Source organism: Microbacterium sp. Bi128 (assembly GCF_918698205.1).
In genome coordinates this window covers 1-10,382 of record NZ_CAKKMM010000126.1, presented here as the reverse complement: position 1 = coordinate 10,382, position 10,382 = coordinate 1, and the positions used below count along the sequence as shown (strand labels likewise).

8 protein-coding genes are annotated in these 10,382 nt (G+C 70.6%); 2 read left to right on the top strand and 6 right to left on the bottom strand.

The genetic code is table 11. The features are described 5' to 3' along the window. Positions 1-112: 112 nt before the first annotated feature. Together LQV45_RS11160 and LQV45_RS11155 are read right to left on the bottom strand one after the other, a co-directional pair. Positions 113-826: a 1-acyl-sn-glycerol-3-phosphate acyltransferase gene (locus tag LQV45_RS11160; protein WP_138174851.1), complete on the bottom strand. Its 714-nt coding sequence runs from the start codon at positions 824-826 to the stop codon at positions 113-115. Between the two features lie 2 nt (positions 827-828). Next, entirely contained in the window at positions 829-1,764 is a 936-nt protein-coding gene (locus LQV45_RS11155; protein ID WP_230007082.1) for an ROK family glucokinase, read from the bottom strand. A 157-nt stretch (positions 1,765-1,921) separates the two neighbouring features. Between LQV45_RS11155 and LQV45_RS11150 the strand changes: the two genes are divergently transcribed. After that, on the top strand, positions 1,922-3,748 hold the full coding sequence (locus tag LQV45_RS11150) for a long-chain fatty acid--CoA ligase (protein WP_230007081.1): 1,827 nt from the start codon (positions 1,922-1,924) through the stop codon (positions 3,746-3,748). A 117-nt stretch (positions 3,749-3,865) separates the two neighbouring features. Here the strand turns inward: LQV45_RS11150 and LQV45_RS11145 are convergent, their stop codons facing one another. The 4 genes from LQV45_RS11145 to LQV45_RS11130 are packed head-to-tail and all read right to left on the bottom strand — an operon-like array spanning position 3,866 to position 10,057. Continuing rightward, positions 3,866-4,357, bottom strand: coding sequence for a peptide deformylase (locus tag LQV45_RS11145; RefSeq protein WP_230007080.1), 492 nt, complete (start codon positions 4,355-4,357; stop codon positions 3,866-3,868). Beyond that, positions 4,354-5,451, bottom strand: a complete 1,098-nt coding sequence (locus LQV45_RS11140) for a MinD/ParA family protein (RefSeq protein ID WP_230007079.1) — start codon at positions 5,449-5,451, stop codon at positions 4,354-4,356. The genes LQV45_RS11145 and LQV45_RS11140 overlap by 4 nt, the downstream gene beginning before the upstream one ends. Continuing rightward, positions 5,448-6,602 carry a hypothetical protein gene (locus LQV45_RS11135; protein ID WP_230007078.1) on the bottom strand — a complete coding sequence of 385 codons (1,155 nt, stop codon included), beginning with the start codon at positions 6,600-6,602 and terminating at the stop codon, positions 5,448-5,450. Before LQV45_RS11135 ends, LQV45_RS11140 begins: the two co-directional genes overlap by 4 nt. A 47-nt stretch (positions 6,603-6,649) precedes the next feature. Beyond that, complete coding sequence (locus LQV45_RS11130; protein ID WP_230007077.1) at positions 6,650-10,057, bottom strand: pyruvate carboxylase; 3,408 nt, start codon at positions 10,055-10,057, stop codon at positions 6,650-6,652. Positions 10,058-10,125: 68 nt separating this feature from the next. Between LQV45_RS11130 and LQV45_RS11125 the strand changes: the two genes are divergently transcribed. Then, a partial coding sequence (locus LQV45_RS11125; protein WP_230007076.1) for a ParA family protein occupies positions 10,126-10,382 on the top strand: 257 nt, incomplete at its 3' end.

The following is a 10,382-nucleotide window of genomic DNA, read 5'->3' as shown; positions in this document are numbered from 1 at the left end:
GTTCGGCGGATGCCGCGGCCACCGCGGCCTCGTCATACCACTGGGGCTGCTGCTTGATGGGCAGGGTCCGCCAGTGGTCGAGGTCGTGGAGCTGCTGATTCACCCCTGAAGTCTAGTGGCGCGCCGACGGCGCCTTCGCCGCCTGGGCGCTGGCCAGACGATCCTTGACGGTGGACGCGTACACGTCCTCGTACCGCTGCTCGCCGAGCCGCTGCAGGGCGACCATGATCTCGTCGGTGACGGAGCGCAGAATGTAGCGGTCGCTCTCCATCCCCTCGAAGCGGGAGAAGTCCAGCGGCTCGCCGATGACGATGCCGACGCGACCGACGCGCGGCAGTCGCTGACCGATCGGCATGACGGCGCCGGTGTCGACCATCACCACCGGGATCACCGGTACCCGCGCCTCGAGCGCCATGCGGGCGATTCCCGTGCGGCCGCGGTACAACGTTCCGTCGGGGCTGCGCGTGCCCTCGGGGTAGATGCCGAGGAGCTCCCCACGCCCGAGGACGCCCAGACCCGTGTTGAGCGAGGCCTCGGATGCCTTGCCACCGGACCGGTCGATGGGGAGCTGCCCCGTCGCGGTGAAGAACAACCGCGTCGCCCAGCCCTTGAGCCCGCGACCGGTGAAGTAGTCGCTCTTGGCCAGGAACGCCATCCGGCGGTCGATCATCAGCGGGAGGAAGATCGAGTCGGAGAACGACAGGTGGTTGCTGGCGAGGATCGCCGCACCCTCCCGCGGGATGTTGCGCCGGCCCACGATCCACGGTCGGAACACGGCCTTGATGACCGGCCCGATGACCACGTACTTCATGAGCCAGTAGAACATCGTCAGCGCTCCTTCCCGGCGAGGTCGGCGACCCCGATGAGACCGGCGTCGTTGCCCAATCGTGCGATGGTGAACTCCGCCACCGGACGTTCACCGTATCCCGGAAGCGACGTCTCGTACGCGAGCTTCACCGGAACGAGCAGGTCCGAGCCGAGCTGAGCCACTCCCCCGCCGATCACGAACAACTCGGGGTCGAGGACGGCCTGGAACCCGCCGCACGCCTCGCCGAGGGCCGTGGCCACGCGCCGCAGCGCCTCGATGGCGCCCGGGTCGCCCGCTAGCACGAGGCGCGAGACCGCCGGCCCGGGGATCGCGCCCTTCTCCGCGCGCACCGCGGCCAGGGCCGCGCCGATGCCGCCCTCGTCCGCGATGGCGTTGGCCTCGCGCTGCAGCGCGCGGCCCGAGGCGTACTGCTCGAGGCATCCGTTCTGCCCGCACCCGCACGGGTGCCCGCCGCGCACGAAGCGCATGTGCCCGAGCTCACCCCCGATGCCGTGGCCACCGCGGAACAGCTCGCCGTCGGTGACGACGGCGCCGCCGACGCCGGTGCCCATCGTCAGCATCACCATGTCGCGCACGCCCTGTCCGGCGCCGAAGCGGTACTCGCCCCAGCCCGCCGCATTGGCGTCGTTCTCGATCGTCACGGGCGCGTCCAGACGGTCCTCGAGGCGCGCGCGTAGGGGTTCGTTGCGCCAGTCGATGTTCGGGGCGTAAATGACCGTGCTGCGGTCGGAGCTGATGAAACCGGCGGCGGCGACGCCGATGGCGTGCACGTCGTACGCACGACGCAAGTGGTCGGCCATGTCGACGACCGCGTCCACGAGGGCCGCCGGGTCGATGGGGGTGTCCACCCGGAGCTTCTCGACGATCGTGCCGTCCTCCTCGACGACTCCGCCGGCGATCTTCGTGCCTCCGATGTCGATACCGACGTTGCGCACGGCGCTCCTCTCCGGCCCGCCCCGCGGCTCGGCCCGCAGCAGTCTCGTCATCGCCGCGGAACGCCGCCGACACCGCCGTCCCCTCGGAGGCACGGCGGAACGTGCGACTAGACTCGACGAACCGATCGACCTTCTTTCCGGTGCCAAAGGAGTTACCGTGATCCAGTTCGACCTTCCCGCCGTCGTTCCCGCAGACCCGTCCTCGAACGTGTCCGATCTGCTCGCCGACCGCGTGTCCGCCACGCCCGACCGGCCGCTGTTCGCCGTTCCCGACGGTGCCGAGTGGCGCGACGTGTCCGCTCGTGACTTCGAGCAGCAGGTCATCGCCCTCGCCAAGGGCTTCGTCGCCGCCGGCATCCAACCCGGTGAGAAGGTCGCGTTCATCGCGCGGACCACTTACGACTGGACCCTCGTGGACTTCGCGCTGTTCTACGCCGGCGCGGTCATGGTCCCGGTGTACGAGACGAGTTCGCCGGCCCAGATCTCGTGGATCCTCTCCGACTCGGGCGCCATCGCCGCGATCATGGAGTCCACCGAGCACGGCCAGCGCCTCGACGAGGTCCGCAGCGACCTCCCGCTGCTGCGCGAGGTCTGGGCGATGCACGCCGGCGACCTCGACGACCTCGTGGCCCGCGGCGCCGAGGTGGACGACGCCGAGATCGCGCGACGTCGAGCGATCGCGAACAGCTCCGACATCGCCACGCTCATCTACACGTCGGGCTCGACCGGTCGCCCGAAGGGCTGTGTCCTCACCCACGGCAACTTCGTCGAACTGGCGCGCAACTCCGCCAAGGCCTTGCACGAGGTCGTCGAGACCCCGGGCGCGTCGACGCTGCTGTTCATCACGACGGCGCACGTCTTCGCCCGCTTCATCTCGCTGCTGAACGTCCACGCGGGGGTCAAGACCGGCCACCAGCCCGACACCAAGCAGCTGCTGCCGGCGCTGGGGTCGTTCAAGCCCACGTTCCTCCTCGCGGTGCCCCGCGTGTTCGAGAAGGTCTACAACTCGGCCGAGCAGAAGGCCGAGGCCGGCGGCAAGGGCAAGATCTTCCGCGCCGCCGCGGCTGCCGCCGTCGAGCACTCCGAGCGCGAGCAGCAGGGCCGGTCCATCCCGCTGCTGCTGAAGATCAAGTTCGCGCTGTTCGACAAGCTCGTGTACTCCAAGCTCCGGGATGCCATGGGCGGACGCGTCGTGTATGCCGTGTCGGGGTCCGCTCCCCTCGGCCCGCGCCTCGGGCACTTCTTCCGCAGCCTCGGCGTGGTGATCCTCGAGGGCTACGGCCTGACCGAGACCACCGCGCCCGCCACCGTGAACCTCGCCACCAAGTCCAAGATCGGCACCGTGGGCCCCGTGCTCCCCGGCGTGAGCGTGCGTCTCGCCGACGACGGCGAGATCCAGGTGCGCGGCATCAACGTCTTCGCCGAATACTGGCGCAACCCCGAGGCCACGGCCGAGGCCTTCGACGGCGACTGGTTCAAGACCGGTGACATCGGTGCTTTCGACGCCGACGGGTTCCTCTCGATCACGGGTCGCAAGAAAGAGATCATCGTGACCGCCGGCGGGAAGAACGTCGCCCCCGCCGCACTCGAGGACCCCATCCGCGCCAACCCGATCGTCGGCCAGGTCGTCGTCGTCGGAGACCACAAGCCGTTCATTTCGGCCCTGGTGACCCTGGACCCCGAGATGCTGCCGACGTGGCTGGCCAACAACGGCCTGCCCGCCGACATGTCGCTCGTCGACGCGGCATCCCACGAGAAGGTGCGGGCCGAGGTGCAAGCGGCGATCGACCGGGCCAATGCCCGCGTCTCGCGCGCCGAGTCGATCCGCAAGTTCACGATCCTCCCCACCGAATGGACCGAGGCCAGCGGGCACCTCACGCCCAAGATGAGCATCAAGCGGAACGTCATCGTGAGCGACTTCGCCGAGGCGATCGAGGACATCTACGCCGTGCCGATCAACACCACGAACGTCTCGCTCCCCTGAGCGCCGTCAGCCCCCGTTCCGAGAACAGGGGCTGACACAGGAACAGGCCGATCCTTCACGGATCGGCCTGTTCTCGTTGCATCCCCTGTTCTGGTGACACGCGGGGAGGCAGCGGGGTCAGAACCAGTCGCTCTCGCGGACCTGCCGCATGGCCTCGCGGCGCGTCTCGGCGGGCAACCGCGAGAGGTACAGCATGCCGTCGAGGTGGTCGGTCTCGTGCTGCAGGGCCTGAGCGAGCAGCCCCTCCCCCTCGAGGACCACTTCGTTGCCGTCGAGATCGATGCCCACGACCTTGGCCCACGGGTAGCGCACCGCGTCGTGCCACAGCCCCGGGACCGAGAGGCATCCCTCGCCCACGAGTTCCGGCTCGCCTCGCGTCTCGACGAGTACGGGATTCAGGACGTAGCCGATGTCCCCGTCGATGTTGTAGCTGAACGCACGCAGACCGACACCGATCTGCGGTGCAGCGACGCCGGCGCGTCCCGGCGGCTCGACCGTGTCGAGGAGATCGCGGACGAGAGCACGGATGCCGTCGTCGATCGTCTCGATCGGCGCACTGGGGGCGCGCAGGACCGGGTCGCCGAAGAGACGGATCGGCCGGACCGTCATGCTGCGGCCGCCGGGGTGCGCAGGCCCTCGACGACGGCGGCGGCGAGTTCGCGCGCAGCCTGCCGGGTGGACGGCTGCAGGTCGCGGAATGCGATCGCGCTGCCGGCGGCGACGTGGGCGTCGTACGGCATCCGGATGACGGAGCGGACGCGGGTGCGGAAGTGCGCCTCGAGCTCGCTCTCGCGCACGAGGGGGGCTCCCGGCCGGGCGTTGTTCAGCACGACGACCGCGTTGCGCACGCGGTCGGCATAGCCGTTCGTCTCGAGCCACGTCAGCGTCTCGGACGCCAGTCGCGCCTCGTCGACCGAGAGGCCCGCGACGACGACGAGGGCGTCGGACAGCTCGAGCGTGGCCTCCATGACGGAGTGGACGATGCCCGTCCCCGTGTCGGTGAGGACGATCGAGTAGTAGTGCGCGGCGACGTCGGCGACGCGACGATAGTCCTCGTCGCTGAACGCCTCGGAGACCCGGGGGTCGGAATCGGATGCCAGGACATCCAGCCGCGTGGCATCGCGGGCCACGATCGACGAGACGTCGCCGTACCCGGTGACGTCGTCGTGCGCGCGCACGAGGTCGCGGACCGTCCGCCCGTTGGCGCGGCCCACGCGATCGGCGAGCGTTCCGCGGTCGGGGTTCGCATCGACGGCGATGACCCGGTCGTCGCGGGCGTCGGCGAGGGCCATGCCCAGCAGGGACGTGACCGTCGTCTTGCCCACGCCGCCCTTGCGCGAGAGGACCGGCACGAAGCGCGGCTCGCCCGCCAGCGGGGCGGAGATGCGGCGGTCGAGGTCCTTGCGCGCGCGGGCGCGGCGGCCGTCGCCGAGGTTGATGCGGTGCCGGGAGACGGAGTACACGAGCTGCTGCCACAGTCCCTCGGGCTCGGGACGCGCGATCTGGCGCGGATCGAGCAGACGGTCGGCGGTGAGCAGGTCGGGGCTCTCGCGGGTGTCGTCGATCTCGCCGAGGCGCTTGGATGCCAAGGTGACGTCGGCGCCGGGAGTGCGAACCCGCTCCGCCGCGTGGACACGCCCGGAACGTGCGGCCTCGTCGGCCTGGTGCACCTCGCGACGCGTCAGCGGAACGGTGCCGATCACGCCGGTCGCGGCGCGCTCGGCGCGCGTGCGCGCACCGGGCCCGTCGCGGGGTCGGTGGTCTGCGATCCGGATTCGCCTCGACCGGCGGCCACGACCGCAGCGACGGTCTCGGTCACCGGCGCGTCGGGGGTCGATGCTGTCTCACGCTCTTCGGTGACGGCATCGACGTGCGCGGAAGCGACCGGGTCGGCGGCCTCGGGCTGGGGCTCGTCAGCGGCGGCGAGGTCGTCGGCGGCGAGGTCGTCGGCATCGGCTTCGGCTTCGGCTTCGGGCGCGGTGACGTCGACCGGCTCGGGGTCGGTCTGCTCGTCGTCTCCGCCCGCGTCGTCCCCGAGCGTCTCCTCCTCGGCCGCGGGATCATCGGACTCGCTGCCCTGCCCGTCGGCGGCCTCACCCTCGACCTCGGGCTCACCCTCGGTCGGGGTGTCGGCCTCGGACTCCGCGGCGACCTCGGGCTCATCCTCGAACTCAGCGTCGGCCTCGGACACCGCCGCAACCTCCGGCTCATCCTCGAACTCAGCGTCGGCCTCGGACACCGCCGCAACCTCGGGCTCATCCTCGAACTCAGCGTCGGCCTCGGGCTCCGCCACGACCTCCGGCTCGGCCTCGGTCTCATCGGCCTCAGCGGTCGACTCCGCATTCCCCAGCTCGTCTTCGACGAACGCCTCCGGCTCGCCGACCTCGGGCTCCGGATCCGCGTCGCCGTCGCCGTCCGCGTCCGCGTCGCCGTCGCCGTCGGCGACGATCTCGGCGTCGTGGACGTCGATCTCGACGTCGTCCGCCTCGACGTCGTCGTCGTGCGGCTCGAGGATGATGTCGCCGGTGGGCAGCTCCTCGAGCGCGGCATCGGGCGTCGTCGCCGCAACCTCGGGGTCGGGAACGTGGGTGAGCAACGGCGGGCCGTCGACGTCGGGGACGTGCACGATTCCGACGACCTCGAAAGCGCGGGATTCGGCGTCGATGACGGGCATCTCGTCCTCGACCACGTCGTCGTCGACCTCGTCGTCATCGGTCACCGGAAGGTCGACATTGACCTGCGCGATGTCTCCGCCGAGCATGCTGATGCTGGCCGTGTCGAGAGTTCCGCTGTGGTCGAGAACGCCGTGTTCGGCATCGTCGTCGGGGGTCTCGTCGGTGCGGTCGGGGGTCACTGCAGTCTCCAAAGAAAAAGGGGACGCGAAAAGCGCCCCCTCTCAGGCTACTGCGCGGGGCGGACCACGAGCAAAAGGTCGCCCGCCTCCACCTGCTGCGTAGCGCCGACGGTGAGCCGTTCCACCACCCCGTCGACGGAACTCGTGATCGCCGCCTCCATCTTCATCGCCTCGATCGACGCCACCGCCTGACCGGCGACGACCCGGTCGCCCACAGCGGCCTTGAGCGTGACCACGCCCGAGAACGGAGCGGCGACCTGGCCGGGCTTCGACGTATCGGCTTTCTCGGCCTGTCGCGCCTCGACGTCGATCGACCGGTCGCGCACGAACACCGGTCGCAGCTGCCCGTTGAGCGTCGTCATGACCGTTCGCATGCCCTTGTCGTCGGCGTCGCCGATCGCCTCCAGCCCGACGAAGAGCTGGACGCCCCGTTCGATCTCGACGGTGTGCTCCCCACCGGCGCGAAGGCCGTAGAGGTAGTCGGCGGTGTCGAGGACGCTGAGGTCACCGAACTTCTCGCGCGTCTCGAGGAACGTGCGCGTCGGCGCCGGGAAGAGCAGGGAGTTCAAGCGGGCACGCCGCGTCGCCGCGTCACCCGCGAGGGCGGCCGTGTCGTCGGCGGTGAGCGGGGTGACGCCGATCTTGACGTCGCGGCCGGCCAGGACCCGCGTCCGGAACGGCTCCGGCCACCCGCCCGGCAGATCGCCGAGCTCGCCCGCCATGAACGACACCACCGAGTCGGGGACGTCGTACTTCTCGGGGTTGCGCTCGAAGTCGGCGGGGTCGGCCTTGACCGCGGCCAGGTGCAGGGCGAGGTCGCCCACGACCTTCGATGACGGCGTCACCTTGGGGACACGACCGAGGATCCGGTTCGCCGCGGCGTACATGTCCTCGATGAGCTCGAAATCGTCGGCGAGCCCGAGCGCGATCGCCTGCTGCCGGAGGTTCGACAGCTGCCCGCCGGGGATCTCGTGGTGGTAGACGCGTCCCGTGGGACCGGGCAGGCCCGACTCGAACGGGCCGTACAGGTGCCGCACGGACTCCCAGTACGGCTCGAGGTCGGACACGGCCGACAGGTCGAGGCCCGTGTCGCGCTCGGTGTGCGCGAGCGCGGCGACCAGGGCCGAGAGCGACGGCTGGCTCGTGGTGCCCGACATGGGCGCTGCGGCGGCGTCGACGGCATCCGCTCCGGCCGCGGACGCGGCGAGCAGCGTCGCGAGCTGTCCGCCGGCGGTGTCGTGGGTGTGGACGTGCACGGGCAGGTCGAACCGCTCGCGCAAAGCCGCGACCAGTCGCGCAGCCGCCGCGGGGCGCAAGAGCCCCGCCATGTCCTTGACGGCCAGCACGTGCGCGCCGGCGTCGACGATCTGCTCGGCCAGGCGCAGGTAGTAGTCGAGCGTGTAGAGGTCCTCGGCCGGGTCGAGCAGGTCGCCGGTGTAGCAGACGGCGACCTCGGCGACCGAGGTTCCCGTGGCGAGCACCGCGTCGATCGCGGGCCGCATCTGCGACACGTCGTTGAGCGCGTCGAAGATCCGGAAGATGTCGATCCCGGATGCCGCGGCCTCGGCGACGAAGGCATCCGTCACCTCCGTCGGGTACGGGGTGTAACCGACCGTGTTGCGCCCGCGCAAGAGCATCTGGATCGCCACGTTCGGCAGCGCCTGACGCAGCACGTCGAGACGCTCCCACGGGTCCTCGCCGAGGAAGCGGAGGGCGACGTCGTAGGTCGCCCCGCCCCACGCCTCGACAGAGAGGAGCTGCGGCGTGAGCCGCGCGACGTACGGGGCGACGCGAGCGAGGTCGCGGGTGCGCACGCGCGTGGCCAGGAGCGACTGGTGCGCGTCGCGGAACGTCGTCTCGGTCACCGCCAGCGCCGTCTGCGCGCGGAGCGACCGGGCGAAGCCCTCGGGCCCGAGCTCCTGCAACCGCTGACGCGAACCCGCCGGCGCGGGGGCGCCGAGATCGATCGTCGGCAGCTTGGTGCCGGGATCCACCGAGAGGGGGTTCTCGCCGTGGGGCCGGTTGACCGTGGTGTCCACGAGCCACGCGAGCACCTTCGTCCCGCGGTCCTTGGACTCCCGCCCCCGCAACAGCTCGGGGCGCTCGTCGATGAACGAGGTGCTCAGGTCGCCGGCGACGAAAGCCGGATCGTCGAGCACGGCCTGCAGGAACGGGATGTTCGTCGAGACCCCGCGGATACGGAACTCCGCCAGCGCGCGACGGGCCCGGGCGACGGCCGCACCGAAGTCGCGACCGCGGCACGTGAGCTTGGACAGCAGGGAGTCGAAATGCGGGCTGATCTGCGACCCCGCGGCGGTGGTGCCGCCGTCGAGGCGAACACCGGCACCGCCCGGCGAACGGTACGTCGTGATCTTGCCGGTGTCCGGTCGGAAGCCCTGCGTCGGGTCCTCCGTCGTGATGCGGCACTGCAGGGCCGCTCCGCGCAGACGGATCCGGTCCTGCGTCAGATCGAGGTCGGCGAGGGTCTCGCCCGCGGCGATGCGCATCTGCGACTGCACGAGGTCGACGTCGGTGACCTCCTCGGTCACGGTGTGCTCGACCTGGATGCGCGGGTTCATCTCGATGAAGACGACCTCGCCCGCCCGCGGGCCGGCGGTCTCGAGCAAGAACTCCACCGTGCCGGCGTTCTGGTAGCCGATCGCGCGCGCGAAGGCCACCGCGTAACGGTGCAGGTCGCCGCGCACGGCGTCGTCGAGGTTCGGGGCCGGCGCGATCTCGATGACCTTCTGGTGGCGACGCTGCACCGAGCAGTCGCGCTCGAAGAGGTGGACCGTCTCGCCCGTGGCATCCGCGAGGATCTGCACTTCGACGTGCCGCGGGCGCTGCACCGCCTGCTCGAGGAACATGCGCGGGTCGCCGAAGGCGCTCTGCGCCTCGCGCATCGCCTCGGCCAAGGCCGGGGCCAGCTCGCCGAGCGACTCCACGCGACGCATGCCGCGTCCGCCGCCGCCCGCGACGGCCTTGGCGAACAGCGGGAAGCCGATGTCCTCCGCTTGTGCGACGAGGGCGTCGACGTCGTCGGAGGCCGCCGTCGACCGCAGCACGGGGACGCCCGCCGCGATGGCGTGCTCCTTCGCCGTCACCTTGTTGCCCGCCATCGAGAGGACCTCGGCCGGCGGTCCGATGAAGGTGATCCCGTGGGCCGCGGCCTTCTCGGCCAGCTCCGGGTTCTCGGACAGGAATCCGTACCCGGGGTAGATGGCATCCGCCCCGCTCTCGCGGGCGACGCGAATGATCTCGTCGACGTCGAGGTACGCGCGCACCGGGTGGCCGCGCTCGCCGATCTGGTACGCCTCGTCCGCCTTCAGCCGGTGCAGGGACGCCCGGTCCTCGTACGGGTAGACCGCGACGGTGCGGGCTCCGACCTCGTAGGCGGCGCGGAAAGCACGGATGGCGATCTCTCCGCGATTGGCGACCAGGATTTTCGAGAACATGCGCACCTCACGTCAAGCTGGCGGAGCTGAATGTGCTCACAGCCTAGGGGAAGGTAACGTAGACACTCGTGCACGTACTCTCCGTCAGCTCTCTCAAAGGCGGGGTCGGCAAGACGACCGTGACGCTCGGGCTGGCTTCCGCCGCCTTCGCACGTGGCGTTCGCACTCTCGTCGTCGACCTCGACCCGCAATCCGACGTGTCCACCGGCATGGACATCCAGGTCGCCGGTCGACTCAACATCGCCGACGTCCTGGCCAACCCGAAAGAGAAGGTCGTCCGGCAGGCGATCACCTCGAGTGGGTGGGCCAAGGTCCACCCCGGCAC

Coding starts and splice junctions, on each gene's coding strand:
- LQV45_RS11160 (WP_138174851.1), bottom strand. CDS start 826: ATGTTCTACTGGCTCATGAAGTACGTGGTCATCGGGCCGGTCATCAAG.
- LQV45_RS11145 (WP_230007080.1), bottom strand. CDS start 4,357: ATGACGGTCCGGCCGATCCGTCTCTTCGGCGACCCGGTCCTGCGCGCC.
- LQV45_RS11130 (WP_230007077.1), bottom strand. CDS start 10,057: ATGTTCTCGAAAATCCTGGTCGCCAATCGCGGAGAGATCGCCATCCGT.